Origin of the sequence: Streptomyces sp. NPDC060027, from assembly GCF_042737005.1 — a bacterium.
Lineage (GTDB): Bacteria > Actinomycetota > Actinomycetes > Streptomycetales > Streptomycetaceae > Streptomyces.
In genome coordinates, this window is record NZ_JBHWVI010000124.1 from 1 (window position 1) to 25,976 (window position 25,976).

The 25,976-nt window shown below is 71.3% G+C and carries 19 protein-coding genes and 1 pseudogene; 14 read left to right on the forward strand and 6 right to left on the reverse strand.

The window, feature by feature from the left end; genetic code table 11:
* Positions 1-188: 188 nt before the first annotated feature.
* Both argF and ACFWBT_RS26880 read left to right on the forward strand, forming a co-directional pair.
* Positions 189-1,196: an ornithine carbamoyltransferase gene (argF, locus tag ACFWBT_RS26875; protein WP_385704988.1), complete on the forward strand. Its 1,008-nt coding sequence runs from the start codon at positions 189-191 to the stop codon at positions 1,194-1,196.
* 141 nt (positions 1,197-1,337) lie between these two features.
* Positions 1,338-2,807, forward strand: coding sequence for an amino acid permease (locus ACFWBT_RS26880; RefSeq protein ID WP_385704990.1), 1,470 nt, complete (start codon positions 1,338-1,340; stop codon positions 2,805-2,807).
* Here the strand turns inward: ACFWBT_RS26880 and ACFWBT_RS26885 are convergent.
* Positions 2,764-3,219, reverse strand: coding sequence for an ATP-binding protein (locus ACFWBT_RS26885; protein ID WP_266763503.1), 456 nt, complete (start codon positions 3,217-3,219; stop codon positions 2,764-2,766). The genes ACFWBT_RS26880 and ACFWBT_RS26885 overlap by 44 nt on opposite strands.
* 426 nt (positions 3,220-3,645) lie before the next feature.
* Between ACFWBT_RS26885 and ACFWBT_RS26890 the strand changes: the two genes are divergently transcribed.
* Positions 3,646-4,473 (forward strand): enoyl-CoA hydratase family protein, encoded by an 828-nt coding sequence (locus ACFWBT_RS26890; RefSeq protein WP_385704992.1) that lies wholly within the window; start codon positions 3,646-3,648, stop codon positions 4,471-4,473.
* A 202-nt stretch (positions 4,474-4,675) separates the two neighbouring features.
* Complete coding sequence (locus tag ACFWBT_RS26895) at positions 4,676-6,943, forward strand: bifunctional salicylyl-CoA 5-hydroxylase/oxidoreductase (protein ID WP_385704994.1); 2,268 nt, start codon at positions 4,676-4,678, stop codon at positions 6,941-6,943.
* A gap of 132 nt (positions 6,944-7,075) precedes the next feature.
* On the opposite strand, the gene ACFWBT_RS26900 is transcribed toward ACFWBT_RS26895, so the two are convergent.
* Together ACFWBT_RS26900 and ACFWBT_RS26905 are read right to left on the reverse strand one after the other, a co-directional pair.
* Entirely contained in the window at positions 7,076-7,930 is an 855-nt protein-coding gene (locus tag ACFWBT_RS26900) for a PaaX family transcriptional regulator C-terminal domain-containing protein (protein ID WP_385704996.1), read from the reverse strand.
* A gap of 15 nt (positions 7,931-7,945) precedes the next feature.
* The gene (locus ACFWBT_RS26905; protein ID WP_385704998.1) at positions 7,946-9,640 is read right to left on the reverse strand and encodes an AMP-binding protein; all 1,695 of its coding nucleotides are present in this window, start codon (positions 9,638-9,640) and stop codon (positions 7,946-7,948) included.
* A 125-nt stretch (positions 9,641-9,765) separates the two neighbouring features.
* Here ACFWBT_RS26905 and ACFWBT_RS26910 point away from each other — a divergent pair, with 125 nt between their 5' ends.
* On the forward strand, positions 9,766-10,914 hold the full coding sequence (locus ACFWBT_RS26910; protein ID WP_385705000.1) for an acyl-CoA dehydrogenase family protein: 1,149 nt from the start codon (positions 9,766-9,768) through the stop codon (positions 10,912-10,914).
* Positions 10,915-10,981: 67 nt separating this feature from the next.
* Entirely contained in the window at positions 10,982-11,380 is a 399-nt protein-coding gene (locus tag ACFWBT_RS26915) for a RidA family protein (protein WP_356462753.1), read from the forward strand.
* A gap of 18 nt (positions 11,381-11,398) precedes the next feature.
* Here the strand turns inward: ACFWBT_RS26915 and ACFWBT_RS26920 are convergent, their stop codons facing one another.
* Positions 11,399-11,593 (reverse strand): DUF5999 family protein, encoded by a 195-nt coding sequence (locus tag ACFWBT_RS26920; protein WP_351535683.1) that lies wholly within the window; start codon positions 11,591-11,593, stop codon positions 11,399-11,401.
* 250 nt (positions 11,594-11,843) lie between these two features.
* Here ACFWBT_RS26920 and ACFWBT_RS26925 point away from each other — a divergent pair, with 250 nt between their 5' ends.
* The 3 genes and pseudogenes from ACFWBT_RS26925 to ACFWBT_RS26935 all read left to right on the forward strand — a co-directional run bounded on the left by ACFWBT_RS26925 (position 11,844) and on the right by ACFWBT_RS26935 (position 13,518).
* Positions 11,844-12,269 (forward strand): DUF6299 family protein, encoded by a 426-nt coding sequence (locus tag ACFWBT_RS26925; RefSeq protein WP_385705002.1) that lies wholly within the window; start codon positions 11,844-11,846, stop codon positions 12,267-12,269.
* A gap of 207 nt (positions 12,270-12,476) precedes the next feature.
* A pseudogene (locus ACFWBT_RS26930) lies at positions 12,477-13,309 on the forward strand (helix-turn-helix domain-containing protein).
* Entirely contained in the window at positions 13,306-13,518 is a 213-nt protein-coding gene (locus ACFWBT_RS26935) for a DUF397 domain-containing protein (RefSeq protein WP_385705004.1), read from the forward strand. The pseudogene ACFWBT_RS26930 and the gene ACFWBT_RS26935 overlap by 4 nt, the downstream one beginning before the upstream one ends.
* 100 nt (positions 13,519-13,618) lie before the next feature.
* Here the strand turns inward: ACFWBT_RS26935 and ACFWBT_RS26940 are convergent, their stop codons facing one another.
* Both ACFWBT_RS26940 and ACFWBT_RS26945 read right to left on the reverse strand, forming a co-directional pair.
* Positions 13,619-15,148 (reverse strand): helix-turn-helix domain-containing protein, encoded by a 1,530-nt coding sequence (locus tag ACFWBT_RS26940; protein ID WP_385705005.1) that lies wholly within the window; start codon positions 15,146-15,148, stop codon positions 13,619-13,621.
* 229 nt (positions 15,149-15,377) lie between these two features.
* Positions 15,378-15,572, reverse strand: a complete 195-nt coding sequence (locus ACFWBT_RS26945) for a DUF4236 domain-containing protein (RefSeq protein ID WP_385705007.1) — start codon at positions 15,570-15,572, stop codon at positions 15,378-15,380.
* Positions 15,573-16,027: 455 nt separating this feature from the next.
* On the opposite strand from ACFWBT_RS26945, the gene acnA reads away from it, so the two are divergent.
* From acnA to ACFWBT_RS26970, 5 genes are all read left to right on the forward strand, one after another.
* Positions 16,028-18,742 carry an aconitate hydratase AcnA gene (gene acnA, locus ACFWBT_RS26950; protein WP_385705009.1) on the forward strand — a complete coding sequence of 905 codons (2,715 nt, stop codon included), beginning with the start codon at positions 16,028-16,030 and terminating at the stop codon, positions 18,740-18,742.
* A gap of 166 nt (positions 18,743-18,908) precedes the next feature.
* The gene (locus tag ACFWBT_RS26955; protein ID WP_385705011.1) at positions 18,909-19,151 is read left to right on the forward strand and encodes a hypothetical protein; all 243 of its coding nucleotides are present in this window, start codon (positions 18,909-18,911) and stop codon (positions 19,149-19,151) included.
* A 173-nt stretch (positions 19,152-19,324) separates the two neighbouring features.
* The gene (locus ACFWBT_RS26960) at positions 19,325-20,803 is read left to right on the forward strand and encodes an ATP-binding protein (protein ID WP_385705013.1); all 1,479 of its coding nucleotides are present in this window, start codon (positions 19,325-19,327) and stop codon (positions 20,801-20,803) included.
* 331 nt (positions 20,804-21,134) lie between these two features.
* Positions 21,135-22,205 (forward strand): lytic polysaccharide monooxygenase, encoded by a 1,071-nt coding sequence (locus ACFWBT_RS26965; RefSeq protein ID WP_385705016.1) that lies wholly within the window; start codon positions 21,135-21,137, stop codon positions 22,203-22,205.
* Positions 22,206-22,582: 377 nt separating this feature from the next.
* Positions 22,583-25,861, forward strand: coding sequence for a GH92 family glycosyl hydrolase (locus tag ACFWBT_RS26970; RefSeq protein ID WP_385705015.1), 3,279 nt, complete (start codon positions 22,583-22,585; stop codon positions 25,859-25,861).
* Positions 25,862-25,976: the final 115 nt, after the last annotated feature.

Here is a 25,976-nt window from a genome sequence, read left to right on the forward strand (position 1 = left end):
GGTACCGGACCCCGGGCCGTACGGGCCGCTGGGCCGTACGGGCCAGCGGCTCGTATGGGCTTCGTATAGGGCCGCGCGGAGGGGTCCCGCGTAGAGTCGAACGGGAGACCGCATATAAATGTCGAGCGTCGTATAGAATTCCATACGTCCGTCCCCGTCCTCGTCCCCGTCATCCCTGGAGCGCCCCCATGGCGACAGTCCCGACCGCCCTCGCCGGCCGCCACTTCCTCAAGGAGCTGGACTTCACGGAAGAGGAGTTCCTCGGTCTGGTCGAGCTGGCCGCAGGGCTCAAGGCGGCCAAGAGGGCCGGGACGGAGACCCGGCACCTGGTGGGCAGGAACATCGCGCTGATCTTCGAGAAGACCTCGACGCGCACACGCTGCGCCTTCGAGGTCGCGGCCGCGGACCAGGGTGCCTCGACGACGTATCTGGACCCGTCCGGCTCGCAGATCGGCCACAAGGAGTCCGTGAAGGACACCGCGCGCGTGCTCGGCCGCATGTTCGACGCCATCGAGTACCGCGGCGACAGCCAGGCCTCGGTGGAGGAGCTGGCCGCCTATGCCGGAGTGCCGGTCTACAACGGCCTCACCGACGACTGGCACCCCACCCAGATGCTGGCCGACATCCTCACGATGACCGAGCACTGCGACAGACCGATCGGCGAGATCGCCTTCGCCTACCTGGGGGACGCCCGTTTCAACATGGGCAACTCCTACCTGGTCACGGGCGCGCTGCTCGGCATGGACGTCCGGATAGTCGCCCCGCAGGCCTACTGGCCCGCCGACGAGGTCGTCGCGCAGGCCCGCGAACTCGCCGAGAAGAACGGCGGCCGCATCACCCTCACCGAGCACATCGCCGACGGAGTGCGGGGCGCCGACTTCGTGGCCACCGACGTCTGGGTCTCCATGGGGGAGCCCAAGGAGGTGTGGGCCGAGCGCATCGGCGCCCTCTCCCCGTACGCCGTGACCATGGACGTGCTGCGCGCCACCGGCAACCCGGACGTCAAGTTCCTGCACTGCCTCCCGGCCTTCCACGACCTCGGGACCAAGGTCGGCCGCGAGATCCACGCGAGCTACGGTCTCGACTCGCTGGAGGTCACCGACGAGGTCTTCGAGTCGGCGCACTCCGTCGTCTTCGACCAGGCCGAGAACCGGCTGCACACGATCAAGGCGATCCTGGTCGCCACGCTGGCCTGATTTTCTCCGTACGATGTCCGGCGGCCCGGAACCATCCCTTCCGGGACCGCCGCGCGACTCTCCCCCGAACTCTCGACCTCGCTCGAGCGGGGGGCACCCCTACGGTCGCACCCGCACCACCAGAAACGAGCACCACCCCGCATGCCCGCTCCTCGCTTCAAGTCCCCCGCTCAACTGATCGCCGAATCCGGTGCCGACCTCGAAGGCAACGGACTCAAGCGCACGATGGGGCTCTTCCAACTCATCTGCTTCGGCGTCGGCGCCATCGTCGGCACCGGAATCTTCGTCGGACTCTCCGACTCGGTCGCCCAGGCCGGACCGGCCGTGGTGGTCTCCTTCATCCTCGCCGCGATCACCTGTGTCTTCACGGCCTTCGCGTTCGCGGAGCTCGGCGGCGCCATCCCGGTCTCGGGATCCTCGTACTCCTTCGCCTACGCCGGACTCGGCGAGGGCACGGCCTTCCTGGTCGGCTGGTGCCTGCTCCTGGAGTACGGCGTCTCGGTGTCGGCCGTGGCCGTCGGCTGGAGCCAGTACGTCAACGAACTGCTCACGAGCCTCACCGGTACGCAGCTGCCCGCCGCGCTCTCCGCCGGCCCCTCCGACGGCGGAATCGTCAACCTCCCCGCGGTGATCGTGATCGCGCTGGCCTCGGTCCTGCTGGTGCGCGGCGTGCGCGAGAGCGCCCGGGCGACCGCCGCGATGGCCGTGCTCAAGCTCGTCGTCCTCGTGCTGTTCTGCGCGATCGGGTTCAGTGCCTTCAAGGACGGCAACCTCACGCCGTTCTCCCCGGCCGGACTCGGCGGCATCGGCGCCGGCACCACGGCCGCGTTCTTCTCCTACATCGGCTTCGACGCGATCACCACGGCCGGCGAGGAGGCCAAGAACCCCCGCCGGGACATCCCCGTCGCCATCCTGGTCTGCATCGGCCTGGTCACGGTGCTGTACTGCGCCGTCGCCCTGGCCGCGATCGGCGCCATCGGCGCCGACAAGGTGGGAGGCCGGCCGGCCGCGCTGTCCTATGTCGTCAACGAGGTCACCGGCTCGACCGTCGGCGGCGGAGTGATCGCCTTCGGCGCGGTCGTCGCCATCGCCTCGGTCGTGCTCGCCGTGATGTACGGCCAGACCCGCATCCTGATGTCGATGTCCCGCGACGGCCTGGTCCCGCGCGTCTTCGAGAAGGTCTCGCCGAGGACCTCCACACCGGTCGCCGGCACGCTGATCGTCGCGATCGTCTTCGCGCTCCCCGCGGCCTTCGCGTCCCTGGACTCCGTGGTCAACCTGTGCACCATCGGCACACTCGCCGTGATGGCCGCCGTCAATGTCGCGGTGATCGCGCTGCGCCGCCGCGAGCCGGGCCTCGCCCGCACCTTCCGGGTACCGCTCTACCCCGTGGTGCCGCTGCTCGGCGTCGGCTTCTGCCTCTATCTGATGTACGAGACCGGCTGGACGACCTGGGTCCAGTTCGCCGCCTTCCTCGCCGCCGGATTCCTCGTGTACGTCCTCTACGGGCGCCGCAATTCCCGGCTGGCCCGGACCGCCGCCCGCGCCGGAGCCGACGCGCAGGCCGCTACAGCATCGGACGCCGCTGAGCGGGAACCACAGGCAGTCTGAACCAGACCGCCTTGCCGGAGTCGGTGGGGCGGTGTCCGCAGGACGAGCTGAGGGCGCGGAGCAGCAGCAGGCCGCGCCCGTGCTCCTGCCAGGGGTCGGGTTCGCCGGGCGGGTGCGGGAGCGTGAGGTCGAGGGGTGGAGCGGGGTCGGGGTCGTGCACCTCGACCCGGCAGCCGGTCGGCATCAGCTCCACCACCAGCTCTATGGGCCCGTCGCCCGCGGTGTGCTCGACGGCGTTGGCGACCAGCTCCGCGGTGAGCAGCTCGGCGGTGTCGCTGTCGGCCGCGTGTTCCCGTTCGGCGAGTGCCGTGCGGACCAGGGCGCGGGCGACGGGCACGGCCGCCACGGTGTGCGGCAGCGCGATGCGCCAGGAGGCGGGTGCTGGGGTGTCGTGCAAGGCGGGTCCGTTCATGGAGCAGGCGGTCCTGCTGTCAACCTTAGGAATGGTACGGCGACACCGGGCAAACCCGCTCGGTGGGCTTTCTTGGGGACATCGGACGGTGTGTCCCCCGGGTTCCGCCGTCTTCTTTCGGGACGTTCGGTCCGATACGGGGCTGTGTACCCAGCCGAACGGCCCGCCTCCCCCGTGTGCTCCCGCCGTTACACGCCTATCGAAGATCCGTGACGCGGTGACGGACCACGGTCGCCGCGCGACCGCCATCTCACGCCTCGGGACCCCCGTTCACACCCTGCGACCGTCACGTGACGCATCCGTTCGTCACCGTTGCGGCACTTCGCGAAGTCGTCGTATCGCGTGGCCGTGACGACAGTCACGGATGAGTGATAAATTCGTTGAACAGCCAGAGAGCGTCGCCCCCGCCCGAGGAGGCCGCACGTCATGAGTCCCTTCACCGGCTCCGCCGCCGGCACCTCCGACTGGCGGCATCTGAGGTACGAGCTCACCGACGGCGTCGCCACGGTCACCCTGGCCCGCCCCGAGAAGCTCAACGCGCTCACCTTCGGTGCCTACGCCGACCTGCGCGACCTGCTGGCCGAGCTGTCCCGCGAGCGGTCCGTCCGCGCCCTGGTGCTCGCCGGCGAGGGCCGCGGCTTCTGTTCCGGCGGCGACGTCGACGAGATCATCGGCGCGACCCTCGCGATGGACACCGCCCAGCTCCTCGACTTCAACCGGATGACCGGGCAGGTCGTCCGGGCCGTACGCGAATGCCCGTTCCCGGTGATCGCGGCGGTGCACGGGGTGGCGGCGGGCGCCGGAGCCGTGCTGGCGCTGGCCGCCGACTTCCGGGTGGCCGACCCCAGCGCACGCTTCGCCTTCCTCTTCACCCGCGTCGGGCTGTCCGGCGGCGACATGGGCGCGGCCTATCTGCTGCCCCGGGTGGTCGGGCTCGGCCACGCGACCCGGCTGCTGATGCTCGGCGAACCGGTGCGGGCGCCCGAGGCCGAGCGCATCGGCCTGATCAGCGAACTCACCGACGAAGGGCACGCCGACGAGGGCGCGCAGGGGCTGGCCCGCCGCCTCGCCGAGGGTCCGGCCCTGGCGTACGCCCAGACCAAGGCGCTGCTCACCGCCGAACTGGACATGCCGCTCGCCGCCTCCGTCGAGCTGGACGCCGCGACGCAGGCCCTGCTGATGAACGGCGAGGACTACGCGGAGTTCCACGCGGCCTTCACGGAGAAGCGGGCCCCGAAGTGGCGGGGGAGGTGAGCACGGGATGCGTGTGGACACCGAAGGCGAGGGCCGCGAAGACCGTCCGGGGGACGGGAGCGACGGCCGCACGGGGGCCGGGTCCGACGGGCCTACGAGGGGCGGGCGTGCGGGTGCGGGGAGAGGCGAGCGTACGAGGGCCGGGCGTGCGGGTGCGGGGAGTGATGGGCGTACGAGGGCCCGGAGCGGGGACGGCGGTGCGATGCGCGTCGCCGTGATCGGCGGCGGGCCCGGCGGACTCTACGCCGCGGCCCTGCTCAAACGCCTCGACCCGGCCCGCGAGATCACCGTCTGGGAACGCAACGCCCCCGACGACACGTTCGGCTTCGGCGTCGTCCTCTCCGACGAGACCCTCGGCGGCATCGAACACGCCGACCCGGTCGTGTACGCGGCGCTCCAGGCCGAGTTCGTCCGCTGGGACGACATCGACATCGTGCACCGCGGGACGCGCCACACCTCCGGCGGCCACGGCTTCGCCGCGCTCGGGCGGCGCCGGCTCCTGGAGATCCTCCACGAACGCTGCCGCTCCTTGGGCGTCGACCTGCGCTTCACGGCCGAGGCCCCGCCCGTGGACGATCTGATGGCGGAGTACGACCTCGTCGTCGCCGCCGACGGCGTGCACAGCCTCACCCGCGCCGCGTACGCGGAGGTCTTCCGGCCCACCGTGGCGGAACACCGCTGCCGCTACATCTGGCTCGCCGCCGACTTCGCCTTCGACGCCTTCCGCTTCGAGATCGCCGAGACCGAGCACGGCGTGATGCAGCTGCACGGCTACCCCTATGCGGCCGACGCCTCCACCGTCATCATCGAGATGCGCGAAGAGGTCTGGCAGGCCGCGGGGTTCGCGGACCTCGACGAGCGGGAGTCCGTCGAGCGGTGCGGCAAGATCTTCGCGGACGCGATCGGTGGACGCCCGCTGCGCGCCAACAGATCGGCGTGGACGCGATTCAGGACGATCGTCAACGGCCGCTGGTCGCACGGCAATCTGGTCCTGCTCGGCGATGCGGCCCACACCGCCCACTTCTCCATCGGCTCCGGCACCAAGCTCGCCGTCGAGGACGCGCTCGCGCTGGCCGCCTGTCTGGAGGAGCGGCCGTCGCCGGCGGAGGCCCTGGCGGCGTACGAGGAGGAGCGGCGGCCCGTCGTCGCCTCCACCCAGCGGGCGGCCCGCGCCAGCCTGGAGTGGTTCGAGAACCTCGACCGCTATCTCGGCCAGCCCACCCGGCAGTTCGCCTTCAACCTCCTCACCCGCAGCCGCCGCGTCACCCATGACAATCTGCGGCTGCGCGATCCGCACTTCGTGTCCGCGGTCGAGCGGGAGTTCCGCTGCCCGCCCGGCACCCCGCCGATGTTCACCCCGTTCCGGCTGCGCGGTCTGACCCTGCGCAACCGTGTCGTCGTCTCGCCGATGGACATGTACTCGGCCGTGGACGGCGTCCCCGGCGACTTCCATCTCGTCCATCTGGGCGCGCGGGCTCTCGGCGGCGCCGGACTGGTGATGACCGAGATGGTGTGCGTCAGCGCGGAGGGCCGCATCACGCCCGGCTGCGCGGGCATCTACACCGGCCGACAGGCCGACTCCTGGCGGCGGATCGTCGACTTCACGCACCGGCAGGCTCCGGGCACCGCGATCGGCCTCCAGCTCGGCCACGCCGGGCGCAAGGGCTCGACACGGCTGATGTGGGAGGGCATCGACGAGCCCCTGGCGGACGGCAACTGGCCGCTCGTGGCCGCCTCCCCCCTCCCGTACAGGCCGGACAGCCAGACACCCCGGGAGCTGTCGCGCGCCCAGCTCACCGATCTGCGCGAGCAGTTCACCGCGGCGGCCGGCCGTGCCGCCCGCTGCGGCTTCGACCTCCTCGAACTCCACTGCGCCCACGGCTACTTGCTCTCCGGTTTCCTCTCGCCGCTGACCAACCGGCGCACCGACGCGTACGGCGGATCACTGGAGAAGCGGCTGCGCTTCCCGCTCGAAGTGTTCGACGCGGTGCGGGCCGTGTGGCCGCCGGAGCGCCCGATGACCGTGCGCATCTCCGCCACCGACTGGGCCGAGGGCGGCACCTCCGGGGACGACGCGGTGGTGATCGCACGGGCCTTCGCGGCGCACGGCGCCGACGCGGTGGACGTGTCGACCGGCCAGGTGGTGGCGGACGAGCACCCCGAGTACGGCCGCTCGTACCAGACGCCGTACGCCGACCGGATCCGCCACGAGACCGGGCTCCCGGTGATCGCCGTCGGTGCGATCTCCTCCTGGGACGACGTCAACTCCCTGATCCTGGCGGGGCGGACGGACCTGTGCGCGCTCGCCCGTCCGCACCTCTACGACCCGCACTGGACGCTGCACGCGGCGGCCGAACAGGGCTACGAGGGGCCGGGGGCCGGCTGGCCGATGCCCTACCGCGCGGGCAGCCGACGCCCCCAGACCGGACGCACCGACGTCCCCAGACCCCGCCTCACCCTGGGGACGTGAGCGCGGCCCGGCGCCAGGAACCGTCCACCCCGGTCGGACCTCCGAGCCGGCCCACCGCCTGACGGGCGTACAGCGGAGAGGGGGGACGGAGGAGCCTGCGAGTTCGCTCCGCGGCGGTCGGCGGGGTCGAGGTCACACGGCAGGGTCACCCGTCGGCCGGTTCCCGGACCACGGGGCCACCCCGGCGAACTCCGCTCCCGCGTCCCGCAGCCGCTCGTGCAGGGCCCGGAAGACGGTGGCCGAGCGGGCCCCCGGCCAGTCCTCGGGGAGCAGCGCGGCGGGCAGCCCCGGGTCGGTGTACGGGAGATGGCGCCAGGAGTCGAGTGCGAGCAGATAGTCGCGGTAGGCCTCCTCGGACGGGGTGTCCGCGCGGCCCTCCCAGGTGTGCAGCACACGCGCGTGCCGGCCGAGGAACGCCTCGTGCTCCTTGGCGATGGCCGCCAGGTCCCACCAGCGCGTCACCGCGTCGGCCGTCGCGGCGAACCCCAGGTGCTCGCCGCGGAACAGCTCCACGTACCGATCGAGCCGCAGCCGCTCCAGGGTGTGCCGGGTCTCCTCGTACAGCCGCGCCGGGGCGAGCCACACCCCGGGGGCGGCCGTGCCGAAGCCGAGGCCGGCGAGCCGCGAGCGCAGGATGTGCCGCTTCTGCCGCTCCGACTCCGGTACGGAGAAGACGGCGAGCACCCAGCCGTCGTCCCCGGGAGACGCCGATGCGTACACCCTGCGGTCGCCGTCGTCGAGCAGCTGCCGTGCGTCCGGCGACAGCGCGTACCCGGCCGCGCCCGCCGCGGTGCGCGCCGGCTCCAGGAGCCCGCGGCGCTTGAGCCGGGACACCGACGACCGCACCGAGGGCGCGTCCACGCCGACCGCGGCGAGGAGCCGGATCAACTCGGCGACCGGCACCGGGCCGGGCATGAAACGGCCGTACGCGCCGTAGAAGGTGACGATGAGGGACCGGGGGGCGTGCTGCTCTGACACGTTGATCACTCTAGTGCGCGAAGATCACTTGGAACCGCCGCCGGTGGACAAGTCACCCTCGGGCGCGGGAGGTGACAGTGTGTCAGTACCTGTCTCCTCGCGCAGCCGGAACCGCTGGAGTTTCCCCGTGGCGGTGCGCGGCAGCGCGTCCAGGAAGACGATCTCGCGGGGGCATTTGTACGGCGCCAGCTCGGACTTGAGGAAGGCGCGCAGCGCCTCGGCGTCCCGGTGGGCGCCCTCCTTGAGCACCGCGTAGGCCACCACGACCTGCCCGCGCGCCTCGTCGGCCCGCCCGACGACCGCCGTCTCGACCACGTCCGGGTGCCGCAGCAGCGCCTCCTCGACCTCGGGGCCCGCGATGTTGTACCCCGCCGAGATGATCATGTCGTCGGCCCGGGCCACATAGCGGAAGTAGCCGTCGGGGTCGCGTACGTAGGTGTCGCCGGTGATGTTCCAGCCGCCGCGCACGTACTCGCGCTGCCGTGGGTCGGCGAGATACCGGCAGCCGACCGGGCCACGCACGGCGAGCAGCCCGGGTTCGCCGTCCGGCACCGGCGTCCCCTCGGCGTCGACCACGCGCGCGTGCCACCCCGGAACCGGGAGGCCCGTCGTGCCGGGGCGGATCCGCCCGTCGGCGGCGGAGATGAAGATGTGCAGCAGCTCGGTGGCGCCGATGCCGTTGATGATGCGCAGCCCGGTGCGCCCGTGCCAGTCCCGCCAGGTCGCCGCGGGCAGGTTCTCGCCCGCGGACACGCAGCGCCGCAGCGACCCGATGTCGTGGTCGTCGAGCTCCGCCAGTATCGCCCGGTAGGCGGTCGGCGCCGTGAACAGCACGGAGACGCGATGCTCGGCGATGGCGGGCAACAGCTGCTTGGGGCCCGCCTGTTCGAGCAGCAGGGAGCAGGCGCCGGCGCGCAGGGGGAAGACCACGAGACCGCCGAGCCCGAAGGTGAAACCCAGAGGAGGGCTGCCCGCGAAGACATCGTCCTCCTGCGGCCGCAGCACATGCTTCGAGAAGGTGTCCGCTATCGCCAGCACATCGCGGTGAAAGTGCATACAGCCCTTGGGCCGTCCGGTGGTGCCCGAGGTGAACGCGATCAGCGCCACGTCGTCGGCGGCCGTGTCCACCGCGTCGAAGGGCTCGTCCGGCGCGCCGGTGATCCGCAGCAGCAGATCGTCGGAGGCGTCACCACCGTACGTCGTGACCCGCAGTCCGGGGATCTCCGCCTTGGCCAGGTCGTCGACCGAGCGGATGTCGCACAGGGCGTGCGTCACCCGCGCGATCGAGCACATCGTGCTCAGCTCGTGCGACCGCTGCTGCGCCAGCACCGTGACGGCGACCGCGCCCGCCTTCAGCACCGCCAGCCAGCAGGCGGCCAGCCACGGAGTGGTGGGGCCGCGCAGCAGCACCCGGTTGCCCGGGACGACGCCCAGCTCGCCGGTCAGCACATGGGCGATGCGGTCGACACGGGCACGCAGCTGTCCGTACGTCCACGGGTCGCCGGACGGCGTACGGAACACCGGGCGGCTCGGGTCGGTGTCCGCGAGGAGTTCGGCGGCGCAGTTCAGCCGAACGGGGTAGCGCAGCCCGGGCAGGTCGAAATGGAGTTCGGGCCACTGCTCGGGGGGCGGGAGGTGGTCGCGCGCGAAGGTGTCGACGTGGGCCGAGAGTCCCGGCACCGAGGTCTCTGCGGGATCCGCGGGATCCACAGTGTCCATGGCGGTTCGCCCCCTTGCCTTGGTGGGCGTCGTGGTGGGCTCGCACAAGGAGCGTATCGTGTTGGTGACGACAGTCAACGGTTCGCGATAACGTGGTGGCGTCCGATGGGGAGAGGGGACGGGCAATGACCGCATTCTCGCTCGATCCGGGGCAGACCGCCTGGTGTGCCGAGCTGCGCACGCTGGCCGCGGACCAACTGCGCCCACTGGCCGACAAGGGCGAGGCGGGGCACGTCAACCGCCCGCTGATCGCCGAACTCGGCCGACTCGGCCTGCTCTCCCGCCTGTTCACCTCCGGCGCCCTGGATCTCTGCCTGATGCGCGAGTCCCTGGCCCAGGTCTGCACCGAGGCCGAGACGGCACTGGCCCTCCAGGGGCTCGGCGCCCATCCGGTCCACGCGTACGGCAGCGCGGTCCAGCGCGAGCACTGGCTGCCCCGGGTCGCGGACGGCACCGCCGTGGCGGCCTTCGCGCTGAGCGAGCCCGGCGCCGGCTCGGACGCGGCCGCGCTGGCGCTCCGGGCGGACGAGGACGGCCCCGGCGGCTGGCGGCTCACCGGCGAGAAGTGCTGGATCTCCAACGCCCCCGAGGCCGACTTCTACACCGTCTTCGCGCGCACAGCGCCCGATGCCGGAGCCCGCGGCGTCACCGCCTTCCTCGTCCCCGCCGACCGCCCCGGCCTCACCGGCACCCCCCTCGACATGCTCTCCCCGCACCCCATCGGCGCCCTCGCCTTCGACGCCGTACCCGTCACGGTGGACGACGTCCTCGGCGAACCCGACCACGGGTTCCGGGTCGCCATGCGCACCCTCAACCTCTTCCGGCCGAGCGTGGGCGCCTTCGCCGTCGGCATGGCGCAGGCCGCGCTGGACGCGACCCTCGCCCACACGACGCGACGCGTCGCGTTCGGCGGTCCCCTGAAGGACCTGCAGACCGTGGCCCACCAGGTCGCCGAGATGGCGCTGCGCACCGAGGCGGCCCGCCTGATGGTGTACGCGGCCGCGGCGGCGTACGACGAGGGGGCCGCGGACGTGCCGCGGCGGGCGGCGATGGCGAAGCTGCTCGCGACCGAGACGGCCCAGTACGTCGTCGACGCGGCCGTCCAGTTGCACGGCGCCCGTGCGCTGCGCCGCGGCCATCTCCTCGAACACCTCTACCGCGAGGTGCGCGCGCCGCGCATCTACGAGGGGGCCAGTGAGGTCCAACGGGCGGTCATCGCAAAGGAGTTGTACCGGATGGCCGAGCAGCCGACACGGGGAACGGGGTCCGTATGACCGCCGGACGGACAAGGGGACACGGGGTCCGCGCGACCGCTGAATGGACACAGGGAACGGGGTCCGTATGACCGCCGAACGCGTCAACCCGCCCGAGCTCTCCCCGCCGACCGGCTTCTCCCACGCCGTCGTCGCCACCGGCTCCCGTGTCGTCTTCCTGGCCGGACAGACCGCGCTCGACGTGGACGGGAAGGTGGTGGGGGAGACCCTGCCCCTGCAGTTCGAGCGGGCGCTGGTCAATCTGCTGACCGCGCTGCGCGCGGCGGGCGGTGCTCCCGCCGACCTCGCCCGGGTCACGGTCTACGCCACGGACGTGGCCGACTACCGCGTCCATGCTCCCGAACTCGGGCGTATCTGGCGCCGGTTGGCGGGCCGTGACTACCCCGCGATGGCCGTCATCGGCGCCGCCCGCCTGTGGGACGAGCAGGCGCTGGTCGAACTCGACGGCTTCGCCGTGCTGGCGTAGGCCCGCGGGAAGCGGGGATCAGGCCGCGACGGCCAGCTGCTCGGCGAACACCCGGTGCGGAGCGATCACGCTGCCGTCGGGGAGCAGTTCGCCGCTGTCGTCGAAGACGATCGCCCCGTTGCACAGGAGGTTCCAGCCCTGCTCGGGGTGGGCCGAGACGATGTGCGGGGCTGCGGTGTCCGCGGACGGGCTCGAAGACTGGTGTGAACACATGGCGCACCTCCACGTCGGATGCGAAGAGTGTCGGCGGCGTTGTCGTCGCCCTCGCATGAAGAGACCATGCGCTCGCGGCGAACTCATCGGAACAGCCGGCCGTGAAGCGTGACAACACGAGGACAACTCTCGGACGTCCCCAAGACGGACGGTGCCAACTCGCCACCAAAGGGGTGATGATCACCGACCTCGGTGCCTCGGACCGGTACCTGTTGAGCGCCCTTTCCAGGCCCCGCTCCAGGAGGTTCCCATGTTCGTCCGCCAGGCCATCGGCGCGGCCGCAGGTACCGCGTTGCTCCTGCTTCTCGCCCCGTCCGCCGTCGCCCGTACCGCCTCCTTCGACGAGGTGACCGTCGACCCCACCGGCACGGTCGCCGCCGACGGCACCATCACCCTTTCCGGCACCTACCGCTGCACGGGTGCCGCGGGGCCCGTGTTCGTGTCCTCCTCGGTGTCCCAGGGCGATCCCCGGGTCCGCCACGCCATCGGCGGCTCCTCGGCGGTCTGCGACGGCGCGGAGCACCGCTGGACCAACGCGGAGAAGCGCGCGCCGGGCACCCTCGCCCCGGGTGCGGCCCATGTCGAGGCCACGGTCATGGAACTGAGCGGCAGCGGCCTCCCGCTCCCCACGTTCCACGCGAGCAAGGAGCGGGACATCACCATCGCGGCGAGCTGAAACGGGCCAGGGGGCCGCCGACCGTGCGGGTCGGCGGCCCCCTGAGCCGACACCGACCCGTGAGCACTTGTTCCGGTGAACTTTCGGGGTTCGGCGGTCTGACGGGCACGTGATTTCTAGCGTGAGCGTTGGTCGGTACGGGCGGTGGAGGTGAGCGGGCGGGTGAGCGAACTTGTACGGGAGCCGGGCGGAACCGGGTCTGCGGGCCTGGACCCGGACGCGGAGACGTCCGGGCCGCCGGAGCCGGGGTCGGGCATCCTCCGGGTCTTCGGACGGCAGGTGAAACGGTTCCGGCTGCGGGCCGGTTTGGAGCGTGCTGAGGTCGGGGCACGGACCGGGTACTCGGCATCCACGATCGCGGCGTTCGAGCAGGGGAGGCGGGTGCCGCCGCCCCGATTCATCGACGTGGCGGACGAGTTGCTGGACGCGGGTGGCGTTTTGCAGGAGATGAAGGAGGAGGTCGCGCGGGCCCAGTTCCCGGCGTTCTTCCGGGATGCGGCTCGGTTGGAGGCGGAGGCGGTTGAGCTGCACGTGTACGCGAACCAGGCGGTGCCAGGTCTGCTGCAGACGGAGGAGTACGCGCGGGCGGTCTTTCGCATGATGCGGCCCCCGCTGGATGACGCAACGGTCGACGAACGCGTAGCGGGGCGGCTGGCTCGTCGGAGTTCTTCGCCCGGCGTCCCACACCTCTCGCCACCTTCGTCATCGACGAGTCGGTCCTCAAGAGACCGATCGGTGGACGCCAAGTGCTGCGCGGGCAGTTGGAGCAGCTGCTCCTCGCCGGCCACAAGCGAACCGTGGACGTGCAGATCATGCCGCTGGACCGGGAGGAGAACGCAGGTCTGGCCGGCCCTTTCACCTTGATCGAAACCGGAGATGGGCGCAGGATCGCGTACGTTGAGGTACAGAGCGCGAGCCGGCTGCTCACCGAACGGGCATCTGTCCGCAGCTTGGAGACCAAGTACAGCAGCCTCCGGGCACAGGCGCTCACGCCGCATGAGTCGATGGCGTACGTCGATACGTTGCTGGGAGAGCGATGAAGGCCGACAGCATCAGCCAGGGCGATTCTCGGCTGCTCTGGATAAAGAGCAGCCACAGCAGTGAAGAGGGCGGTGAATGCGTCGAGGTGGCCGCCTGCCTCCACAAGGTCCATGTACGGGACTCCAAGGATACCGCCCGCCCCGGGCTGGCCGTTGGCGCGGGTGCCTGGACGGTGTTCGTCGGGTACGCGGTCCGCGCCGTCGGCTGAGGTGCGGGAGCCCGTCCCCGACGGGTGCCGCCGCACCACCTCCCGACCCGTACACACCCTGGCCGGGAGGCGAACGCGGCGACGTCCGTGTGAGGGCCGCTCAGATGTCCCGGAAGATCTCGATCTGCGCGCCGATCGAGTTCAGCCGCTCGGCGAGGTCCTCGTAGCCGCGGTTGATGACGTAGACGTTGCGCAGCACCGAGGTGCCGTCGGCCGCCATCATCGCGAGCAGGACGACCACGGCGGGGCGCAGCGCGGGCGGGCACATCATCTCGGCGGCGCGCCAGCGGGTCGGGCCCTCGACGAGGACGCGGTGCGGGTCGAGGAGCTGGAGCCGGCCGCCGAGGCGGTTGAGGTCCGTCAGGTAGATCGCCCGGTTGTCGTAGACCCAGTCGTGGATCAGCGTCTTGCCCTGCGCGGAGGCCGCGATGGCCGCGAAGAACGGGACGTTGTCGATGTTCAGGCCGGGGAACGGCATCGGGTGGATCTTGTCGATGGGCGCCTCCAGCTTGGAGGGCCGGACGGTCAGGTCCACCAGTCGCGTGCGGCCGTTGTCCGCGAAGTACTCCGGCGTACGGTCGTGGTCGAGGCCCATCTCCTCCAGGACCGCGAGCTCGATCTCCAGGAACTCGATCGGCACCCGGCGCACCGTCAGCTCGGACTCGGTGACCACGGCGGCGGCGAGCAGGCTCATCGCCTCGACCGGGTCCTCGGAGGGCGAGTAGTCCACGTCGACGTCGATGTTCGGCACGCCGTGCACGGTGAGCGTCGTGGTGCCGATGCCCTCCACGCGTACGCCCAGGGCCTCCAGGAAGAAGCACAGGTCCTGGACCATGTAGTTGGAGGACGCGTTGCGGATGACCGTGACGCCGTCGTGGCGGGCGGCGGCGAGCAGCGCGTTCTCGGTGACCGTGTCCCCGCGCTCGGTCAGCACGATCGGCCGTCCGGGCGCGACGGACCGGTCGACCCGGGCGTGGTAGAGCCCCTCGGTCGCGGCGATGTCGAGGCCGAACCGGCGCAGCGCGATCATGTGCGGCTCGATGGTCCGGGTGCCCAGGTCGCAACCGCCCGCGTACGGCAGCTTGAAGGCGTCCAGGCGGTGCAGCAGCGGACCGAGGAACATGATGATGGACCGGGTGCGAATCGCGGCCTCGGCGTCGATGGCCTCCATGTCCAGCTCGCTCGGCGGCACGATCTCGAGGTCGACCCCGTCGTTGATCCACCGGGTGCGGACACCGATCGACCCGAGTACCTCCAGCAGGCGGTACACCTCTTCGATGCGGGCCACCCGGCGCAGCACCGTCCGCCCCTTGTTCAGGAGCGTGGCGCACAGCAGCGCGACACAGGCGTTCTTACTGGTCTTGACGTCGATCGAGCCGGACAGACGACGTCCGCCGACGACGCGCAGATGCATCGGACCCGCATAGCCGAGCGAGACAATCTCACTGTCCAGCGCCTCACCGATTCGGGCGATCATCTCAAGGCTGATGTTCTGGTTGCCGCGCTCGATGCGATTGACGGCGCTCTGACTGGTGCCGAGTGCCTCGGCAAGCTGCGACTGTGTCCAGCCCCGGTGTTGCCTGGCGTCCCGGATGAGCTTGCCGATACGTACGAGGTAGTCGTCTGCCATGGCGCGACCGTATATCGGATGTGAGATAAAAAGAAATGGAGCGCGGCCTTCCGGGTGGCCGGGTCCAGCAGGCGGTGTTCGAGGGGGAGTTCGGGTGCCCGGCGTCGGCGCGGTGGCACGGTCGTGACGTGCCGAGCGGCGCCGCCGGGCGTCCCGGCGGCCGACGAGTGTCATGAAGAGGTGCTTCCGTGACGGTTCGTCGATCCTGAGCTTCTTTGTCGCTATTGGGTCACTTTGACTTGCGGGTCGTCTTGCGCCACCCGAACGGTCCCGGCAGATCCATCGACGTCGTCCTGCGTCCGGTGCTGCTGTGTGTGCGCTTCGGCCCGTTCTTTCCGCCCGAGGTGATGGACCAGGACTTGCGGTTGATGTTGAGCCGCAGTCCCGGAAGGATGCGGAAGCTCTTGCGGAAGGTGAGCGCCATGCGTGCCCCCTGTGTCGTGTCCGCCGGGGCTTTCCCGGCGGGCACCGGGTACCCCGAAACGGCTCCGATGTGCCTGCCTCCCACTCCGGGGTGTCAACTTCTCTCCCGGAGGGTCGAGTTGCCTCCGCCCCCCCGGGAGTCCTGGGGGCGGGGCGCCTGAAACGGCAGGGGGCGCGGAGGGCGACTCCGGTGGGACGAACGGCGCCGGCCGGGCGGGCGGCTCGGATCGGACAAGCGACATCGGCCGGACATGAGGGCGCCCGGACATGACCTGCCCGCCCCCATGTACTAGAGTTATCTCGACATCGAGATATCTGCCGAGGCGTACCGCAGTCGCACTGCATCGCCCGTCCGGCGGTAAGGGTTACCTAACTTAGCCTTACCTTAGCGGATCGGCCATGACGTTGTGGCGGCAGGATGCGGTGGGAACGCGCACATCAATGAAGGAGACTGTCGTGTCGGCGAACAGCTTCGACGCCCGCAGCACGCTGCAGGTGGGCGACGAGTCGTACGAGATCTTCCGGCTGGACAAGGTGGAAGGCTCGGCTCGCCTTCCGTACAGCCTGAAGGTGCTGCTGGAGAACCTGCTCCGGACCGAGGACGGCGCGAACATCACCGCCGACCACATCCGGTCCATCGGTAACTGGGACTCCCAGGCCCAGCCCAGCCAGGAGATCCAGTTCACGCCCGCCCGCGTGATCATGCAGGACTTCACCGGCGTGCCCTGCGTCGTCGACCTCGCCACCATGCGTGAGGCCGTCAAGGAGCTCGGCGGCGATCCGGCGAAGGTCAACCCGCTCTCCCCGGCCGAGCTGGTCATCGACCACTCCGTCATCGCCGACAAGTTCGGCACGAAGGAAGCCTTCGGCCAGAACGTCGAGCTGGAGTACGGCCGCAACAAGGAGCGCTACCAGTTCCTGCGCTGGGGCCAGACCGCGTTCGACGACTTCAAGGTCGTCCCGCCGGGCACCGGCATCGTCCACCAGGTCAACATCGAGCACCTGGCCCGCACGGTCATGGTCCGCAAGGGCCAGGCCTACCCGGACACCCTGGTCGGCACCGACTCGCACACCACGATGGTCAACGGCCTGGGCGTCCTCGGCTGGGGCGTCGGCGGCATCGAGGCCGAGGCCGCGATGCTCGGCCAGCCGGTCTCCATGCTCATCCCGCGCGTCGTCGGCTTCAAGCTCACCGGTGAGCTCACCCCGGGCACGACCGCCACCGACCTGGTGCTCACGATCACCGAGATGCTGCGCAAGCACGGCGTCGTCGGCAAGTTCGTCGAGTTCTACGGCGAGGGTGTGGCCGCCACGTCGCTGGCCAACCGCGCCACCATCGGCAACATGTCGCCGGAGTTCGGCTCCACCGCCGCGATCTTCCCGATCGACGGCGAGACCATCAAGTACCTCAAGCTCACCGGCCGCTCCGAGCAGCAGCTCGCGCTCGTCGAGGCGTACGCCAAGGAGCAGGGCCTCTGGCTCGACCCGGCCGCCGAGCCCGACTTCTCCGAGAAGCTGGAGCTCGACCTCTCCACGGTCGTCCCCTCGATCGCCGGCCCGAAGCGCCCGCAGGACCGCATCGTCCTCGCGAACGCCGCCGAGCAGTTCACGAGCGACGTGCGCAACTACGTCGCCGACGACGACGAGGCGGGCAAGGAGTCCTTCCCGGCCTCCGACTCCCCGGCCGCCACCAACGGCGTGCCGACCAACCCGGTCACGGTCACGGCCCCCGACGGCTCGACCTACGAGATCGACCACGGTGCGGTGACGGTCGCGGCCATCACCTCCTGCACCAACACCTCGAACCCGTACGTCATGGTCGCCGCCGCGCTCGTCGCGAAGAAGGCCGTGGAGAAGGGCCTGACCCGCAAGCCGTGGGTCAAGACCACCCTCGCCCCGGGCTCCAAGGTCGTCACCGACTACTTCGACAAGGCGGGGCTCACCCCCTACCTCGACAAGGTCGGCTTCAACCTGGTCGGTTACGGCTGCACCACCTGCATCGGCAACTCCGGCCCGCTGCCGGACGAGGTCTCCAAGGCCGTCAACGACCACGACCTCGCCGTCACCTCGGTCCTCTCCGGCAACCGGAACTTCGAGGGCCGTATCAACCCCGACGTCAAGATGAACTACCTGGCCTCCCCGCCGCTGGTGGTCGCCTACGCCCTCGCGGGCTCCATGAAGGTGGACATCACCCGCGACGCGCTCGGCACCGACACCGAGGGCAAGCCGGTCTACCTGACCGACATCTGGCCCTCCGAGGCCGAGGTCAACGACGTCGTGGCGAACGCCATCGGCGAGGACATGTTCAACAAGTCCTACCAGGACGTCTTCGCGGGCGACGCCCAGTGGCAGGCGCTGCCGATCCCCGAGGGCAACACCTTCGAGTGGGACCCGCAGTCGACGTACGTCCGGAAGCCTCCTTACTTCGAGGGCATGACGATGGAGACCACCCCGGTCTCGGACATCGCCGGCGCGCGCGTCCTCGCCAAGCTCGGCGACTCGGTCACCACCGACCACATCTCCCCGGCCGGTGCGATCAAGGCCGACACCCCCGGAGGCAAGTACCTCACGGAGCACGGTGTCGAGCGTCGTGACTTCAACAGCTACGGCTCGCGCCGCGGCAACCACGAGGTCATGATCCGCGGTACGTTCGCCAACATTCGCCTGCGCAACCAGATCGCGCCGGGCACCGAGGGCGGCTACACCCGCGACTTCACGAAGGAAGGCGCCCCCGTCTCCTTCATCTACGACGCCTCGCGCAACTACATCGAGCAGGGCATCCCGCTGGTCATCCTGGCGGGCAAGGAGTACGGCTCCGGCTCGTCCCGCGACTGGGCCGCCAAGGGCACCGCGCTCCTCGGCGTCAAGGCCGTCATCGCCGAGTCGTACGAGCGCATCCACCGCTCGAACCTCATCGGCATGGGCGTCCTGCCGCTCCAGTTCCCGGAGGGCGCCACGGCCGAGTCCCTCGGTCTGACCGGCGAGGAGACCTTCTCCTTCACCGGTGTCGAGGAGCTCAACAACGGCACCACCCCGCGCACGGTGAAGGTCACCACCGACACCGGCGTCGAGTTCGACGCGGTCGTCCGCATCGACACCCCCGGCGAGGCGGACTACTACCGCAACGGCGGCATCATGCAGTACGTGCTGCGCAACCTGATCCGCAACTGAGCGGTCCGGTAAGGCAGTTGTAAGGCAGCTCTCGGCTGTTCAGGGCCGCATCCCCGGTGACGGGGGTGCGGCCCTCCGCCGTCCGCCCGCGAAGTCGGTTTCAGGACATCGGCGGTGCTCAGGTGGAACACAGGATTCCCCCAGCGGGCCGGGACACGATCGCCCCATGACTGGCGCTTCCGGGGTTCTTGTCGGCCGTGTCCGGGTCCGGGTGCCGACCGCGGACAACGGGCCGGTGCTCATCGAACCGCTGTCCGCCGCCGCGACGGAGGCGGCCGGCCGGCTCTGCCCGGCGGCCGGCGGGCGGAGCGCCCTGCCCGCGACGCGGCCCGGCAAGGGGCGGGCACCGATGACGCCCACGGTGAGGGGCTTCGGGTACGCCACCAGGCCGCCGGGAGGCGGGAGATGAGCGCCCTGCCCAGCGCGCGCCGCCTACCGTGGACGCGACCGCGCGGGCGGTCCCGCGTCACCCGGTCCCCGCGCACGCGCTCTCCGTGGACGCGCTCTCCGCGCACGCCGATCCGGCGCACGCGGTCCCTGGGGAGCCGCCTCCTCGTCCTCGTCTGCCTGGCACTCGTCGCGGTGTGCGTGACCACGGCGTTCAGCACGGTCCTCGCGCAACGCGCCTACCTGCTGGGCAACCTGGACCAGCGGGTCCGCGACGCCGCCGAGCGCGGCCAGGGCGGCGTCTCCACCGGGCCGGGCGTCGAGACGGACCTCGCCCTCCTCGACGAGCAGGGGCAGCCCATCGGCACGATCGCCGCCCGCCTCGACGACGACGGGGCCGTCATCGCGGCCAAGGTGGTGAGCGGGTCCGGCGGGCCGCGCGACCTCGGCGCCGCCCAGCGCTCGGCCCTCGCCGGCATCGAGGCGGACGGCTCGCTGCACACCCGGACGGTTCCCGGGCTCGGCACCTACCGCGTCACCGCGCTCGACGGCCGCGGACGGCCCGTGCTCACCGGGCTCCCGATGGACGACGTACGGGACATGATCCGTGGTCTGGTCGTGGTCGAGGGGGTGGTCGCGGCCGCCGGACTCACCGTCGCGGGCTGCCTCTGCGCGGTCGTCGTCCGGCGTCAGCTGCGCCCGCTCGGACGGGTCGCCGCCACCGCCGTCGAGGTCTCCCGCTCGCCCCTGGAGCACGGCGACGTCACCGGCCTGACCCGGGTACCCGAACGGGACACCGGCCCTGGCAGCGAGGCCGGCCAGATCGGCGCCGCGCTCAACCGCATGATCGACCACGTCGAGACCTCCCTCGCGGAACGCCGGCGCGTCGAGGAGGAGATGCGCCGCGGCGAGGAACGCATGCGCCGCTTCCTCGCCGACGCGAGCCATGAACTCCGTACGCCGCTGGCGTCCATCGCCGGATACGCGGAGCTGATGAACCGGGGCACCGGGCAGATCGAACCGGCCCTGGCCTGGCGGCGGGTGTCCGCCGAGTCGGCGCGGATGACGAGCCTCGTCGAGGGGCTGCTGCTGCTCGCCCGGCTCGACGAGGGGCGGCCGTTGCCGTCGGCGGAGGTGGACCTGGCGGTGCTGGTCGCCGAGGCGGTGTGGGACGCGCGGGCCGCGGGGGAGGACCACACCTGGCGGCTGGCCCTGCTCGTGGACTCCCCGGCCCTGGTCGTCGGCGACGAGGCCCGGCTCCACCAACTGGTGGCCAACCTGCTGGCCAACGCCCGTGCGCACACACCGGCCGGCACGACGATCGTGGCCACGGTGGAGGCCACCGGCACGTCCCGCACGATCCGGGTCCGCGACGACGGCCCCGGCATCCCGCCTTCCCTGCTGCCGAGGGTCTTCGAACGCTTCACCCGGGCCGACCCCTCCCGCTCCCGCGTCTCTCCCGGACACGGCGGCTCGGGCCTCGGCCTGGCCGTCGCCGCCGCGATCACGACGGCCCACCACGGCCGGATCCGCGCCGAGAGCGCCCCGGGCCGTACGGAGTTCACCGTCGAGCTCCCGGCCGCGGAGCCCGAGCTCCCGGCCGGACCGGCCGCAGGGGAGCGCATGCCGGCGCCCCGGGCCGGAGGGGAAGCGGCCGCTTTCCCCCGGAGATGAGCGCGAGCTCGGACACGGGCCCGTCCGGGAAACGGGGCCCGTCCGGGGAACGGGGGGCGTCAGGGGGGAACGGGGCGCGTCAGGGGGAAACGGGGCGCGTCCGGGAAACGGGGCCCGTCCGTGAAATCGGGGCGCGTCAGGGGAACCGGGGCGCGACCCACGGGTGTGCGGATGCGCCAGGCGTTTACAGGCGTTCCGGCGCGCGCTAATTTCCGAGTGAGGTGGGAGCGCTCCCATCAGGCGGACCGGAACCTGCCCCGGGAGCCGCTCCCACCTCACCCCGATCCCGCACGGCCCCCGAAGGAGCAGCCTTGTCATGTGCTTAACAAGAATGCGTCGACCGCTCTCCCGATTACGGCTCCCCGCCCGCCACCCGTCCGCCTTCCTCGTCCTCCTCGCCCTGCTGGCCGCGCTCCCGGCTCTCGCCCTGATCGTCATGACCGGCGGGCGGGCGGAGGCGCACGGCACGCCCATGAAGCCCGGCAGCCGCACGTTCCTGTGCTGGCAGGACGGGCTGACCGGTACCGGCGAGATCAAACCCGTGAACCCCGCCTGCAGAGCGGCGCAACAGGTCGGCGGGACCACGCCGTTCTACAATTGGTTCTCGGTGCTGCGCTCGGACGGCGCGGGGCGCACCCGCGGCTTCGTCCCGGACGGTCGGCTGTGCAGTGGCGGCAACCCCAACTTCACGGGCTTCGATCTGCCGCGCTCCGACTGGCCGTTGACCCATCTCACCTCGGGTGCGACCGTCGACTTCGCGTACAACGCCTGGGCCGCGCACCCCGGTTGGTTCTACGTCTACATCACCAAGGACGGCTTCGACCCGACCCGCACGCCCACCTGGGACGCCCTGGAGGACCAGCCGTTCCTCACCGTCGATCACCCGGCGCTCAACGGAACCCCGGGCACGGTCGAGGCCAACTACGCCTGGAGCGGCAGGCTGCCGGCGGGCAGGACCGGCCGCCACATCGTCTACATGGTCTGGCAGCGCTCGGACAGTGCGGAGACCTTCTACTCCTGCTCCGACGTCGTCTTCGACGGCGGCAACGGCGAGGTCACGGGAATCCACGACCCCGGCAACCCGACCGAACCCCCGCCCGGCGCGTGCTCCGCGACCCGGCGCACCACCAACAGCTGGTCCGGCGGCTACCAGGCCGAGGTGACCGTCACCAACACCGGAGACGTCCCGATGCTCGGCTGGATGGTCGACTGGACGCTCCCCGGCGGTCAGTCGGTCGCCAGTCTGTGGAACGGCAACGCGACCTACAGCGGCCAGGACGTGATGGTGCACAACGCCGACTGGAACGGCTCGCTGAGTCCGGGCGGCAGTGCGACGTTCGGGTACGTCGTCTCGGGCTCGGGCGACGATCCGTCGACGGCCCTTCCCTGTCGGGTCGGTTGAACGAGCGACGCTCGGGGCGGACCGGGTGGGTGGGTTCGGACCCGCCCGGTCCGCGAGCCCGGACGGGTCGGGGGAGGCCCTGCCCGGGATGGTGCGGCTTGTGGCGACCGTGGTGTGCGACAACGTTGTCTAGCGGTCTGCACACGACTCTATCGCCTCAACGGACAACGATGTCAAGCCAGTTGACCGCCGAGCTTGCGCGGGCCGCGCCAGGAAAGGTGCGCGCCGGCCGCGCCTTCGTTGGCGCCATCGGGGTGTGCGCCGGGCGCGTCCCGGCGGACAGGCGGTCTTCCGTGGTACCCGTGGCGCACGTTACTGTCCCTGCGGCTTGTGCGACCTGTGGTGCGCGACCCGTCCGAAGGAGGAGGGGCCGCGTCATGCGTTTCCGTCCGTCATCCGTCCTGCTGGCCGTCGCCCTGACGGTCGCCGGCGCCACTCCGGCGCTCGCCGCACCCCCGTCAGGTCCACCGGAACTCGTCCAGGACCCCACCGCGTACGTCGACCCGCTCATCGGCACCAAGAACGGCGGCAATGTCTTCCCCGGCGCCGTCACGCCCTTCGGCATGCTCTCCTGGAGCCCGGAGAACACCCGCGGGGACGCCACCCGCACGGCCGCGCCCGGCGGCTACCAGTACGACGCCACGCGCATCCGGGGCTTCAGCCTCACCCACATGTCCGGAACGGGATGCGCGGGCGGCTCCGGCGACATCCCGTTCTTCCCGTACGCGGGCGAGGTCACCTCCTCCCCGGCGAGCGACACCAAGGACGCCGTCTACGCGGCCGGCTTCGCGCACGCCGACGAGCGGGCCGAGCCCGGCCACTACAAGGTCGGACTCGCCTCCGGAGTGACCGCCGACCTCACCGCGACCGCACGCACCGGCTCGGGCCGCTTCACCTTCCCGGCCGACAAGCCCGCCTCGCTGCTGATCCGCACGGCCAACTCCGAGGTCGGCTCGACCGACTCGGCGGTGCGGATCGACCCCGAGACCCGCACGGTCTCCGGCTCGGTCACCTCCGGGAACTTCTGCGGCTACCTCGACCCCGAGGGCCAACGCTCCTACTACACCCTCTACTTCACCGCCCGCTTCGACCGTGACTTCAAGGCCACCGGTACCTGGCAGGACGACCGGCTGAGCCCCGGGGCCACCGAGGCGAGCGGCGGCACCGGAGGCTTCGAGCAGGGCGGCCGACCCGTCGCGGGCAAGGGGGCGGGCGGCTATGTGGAGTTCGAGCCCGGCGCCGACCCGGTGAACGTCAAGGTCGGCATCTCGTACGTCAGTCAGGCCGGCGCCGCCGCCAACCTCGTGGCCGAGAACCCGTCGTCCCGCTCCTTCGACTCGGTGCGGCGCGCCGCCCACCGGGCCTGGCGCGAGAGGCTCGGCGCGATCGGTGTCGGCGGCGGCACCGATACCGACCGCACCACCTTCTACACCGCGCTCTACCACGCCCTCCTGCACCCGAACGTCATCAGTGACGCCGACCGCAGATACCGGGGCCCCGACGACCAGGTGCACACCGTGAGCCGGGGCCACGCGGCGCAGTACGGCACCTTCTCGGGCTGGGACGTCTACCGCTCCCAGGTCCAGCTGCTGACCCTGCTCAACCCGGACACCGGCTCCGACATCGCGCAGTCGCTGCTCGAACTCGCCCGGCAGAACGGGGGAGTCTGGGACCGCTGGCTGCACGGCGCGAGCGGCACGCACGTCATGAACGGCGACCCGTCACCGGCCGCCCTCGCCGGCATTCGCGCCTTCGGCGGCACGGACTTCGACCTGCGCGGCGCGCTCGCCTCCCTGGTCAGGGCGGCCACCGTGCCGACCGAGGGGGACCTCTCCTCGGCGGGCAAGCCCGTCCTCTCGGTCGGCCAGCGGCCCTCGCTCGACAAGTACCTCGAACACCACTACATGCCGTCCGTGTCCAACGCCTGGGGCGGCGCCGCCGAGACCCTGGAGATGTCCGGCGCGGACTTCGCGATCTCCCAACTGGCCGCGGCCGCGGGGGAGAGGAAGACGGCCGCCGACTTCGCCGAACGCTCCCAGTGGTGGCAGAACACCTTCAACATCGCGGCCGACCCCGGCGGCGGCTACATCGCCAACCGCAAGGCCGACGGGAGCTGGGTCACCGGCTTCACCCCGGCGACCGGCAACGGCTTCGTGGAGGGCACGGCGGCCCAGTACACCTGGATGGTGCAGCACGACCCGGCGGGCCTCTTCGCCGCCATGGGCGGGCGCGCCAAGGCCCTCGACCGGCTCGACACCTTCTTCCGCAACGCGGACGGCAGCTGGGCGTTCACCGGCAGCGGCGGCGACAAGTCCGAGCTCGACAACGAGCCGTCGGTCAACGTGCCCTACCTGTACGACTACGCGGGCGCGCCCTACAAGGCGCAGGAGACCGTCCGTGCGGCGATGAGCAGGCTGTGGTCGACGGAGCCGGGCGGCATCCCCGGCAACGACGACCTCGGCGAGATGTCGTCCTGGTACGTCTTCTCCGCGCTCGGCATGTACCCCCAGGTGCCCTCCCGCGGCGAACTCACCCTGTCCTCGCCGCTGTTCCCGAGGATCGAGATCGAGCGTCCGGGCGGCGACGACATCGAGATCCGGGCCCGGGGCGCGGCCGCGGACGCCCCGTACGTCCACTCGCTGCGCGTCGACGGCCGTACGAGCGAACGTCCGTGGCTCCCGGCCTCCTTCGTCCGCGACGGCGGCACGCTCGACTACACGCTGTCCGGCACGCCCGACAAGGGCTGGGGCAGCGCCGAGACGGCCGCGCCGCCGTCCTTCCGCAAGGGTGAGCAGCCGTACCAGGTCGGCGTGGGCCCGACCGCGGCGACGCTCGCGCCCGGCGGGAGCACCGCGCTCGACATCCGCGCCCTCGCCCTCGGGGGCGGCGCCGGGCCCGAGGTCCGCTTCCATGTGGACGTGCCCGCCGGGGTGACGGCGACGCCCGCCGAGGGCACGGTGACCGACGGCGCCCAGCGGATCACCCTGACCGCCGCCGACGACGCCGAGCAGGGGTTCTACGATGTCAAGGTCAAGGTGACCTCGGCCGACACGTCGTACGCCCAGCCGGTGGCCCTGACGGTCGCGGCCCCGGGCTCCCTCCTGGCGGCCTACAACAACACCGGTGTCTCCGACGACAGCGGTGACCACGACGAGGCCGACTACGACGGCGGCGGCTGGAGCTACTCCCGTCAGGCCCTCGCCGACGTGGGCCTGACCCCGGGCACCCAGGGCACGGTGGACGGTCTCGCCTACACCTGGCCGAACTCGCCGTCCGGCCGCCCCGACAACGCCTCGGCGACCGCGCAGACCATCGAACTGGCTTACCCCGTGAGCCGGTTGTCCTTCATCGGCAGTGCCGTGAACGGCAACCAGCAGACCAGGGCGACCGTCACGTACACCGACGGCGGCACCGACTCCGTCGATCTGTCCTTCACCGACTGGACCGTCGGCGGCGGGGGCGGCACCGTCCAGTACGGCAACAAGACCATCGCCAAGGCGGCCTACCGCAATGTCGCCGGCGCCGACAAGGACCCGGTGGCCACCTACGTCTTCGCCACCCAGCCCTTCCAGGCACCCGCGGGGAAGACCATCAAGAGCGTCAAACTCCCGGACAACGCGGACCTGCACGTGTTCACCCTCGCGGTGAGCCGGTGAGCCGGTGAGCCGGTGAGCCGGTGAGCCGGTGAGCCGGTGAGTCCGTGAGCCGGTGAGCTGATCCGTCCATGAACGCGGGGCGGGCCCGGAGTCTCCTCCGGGCCGGTCACTTATA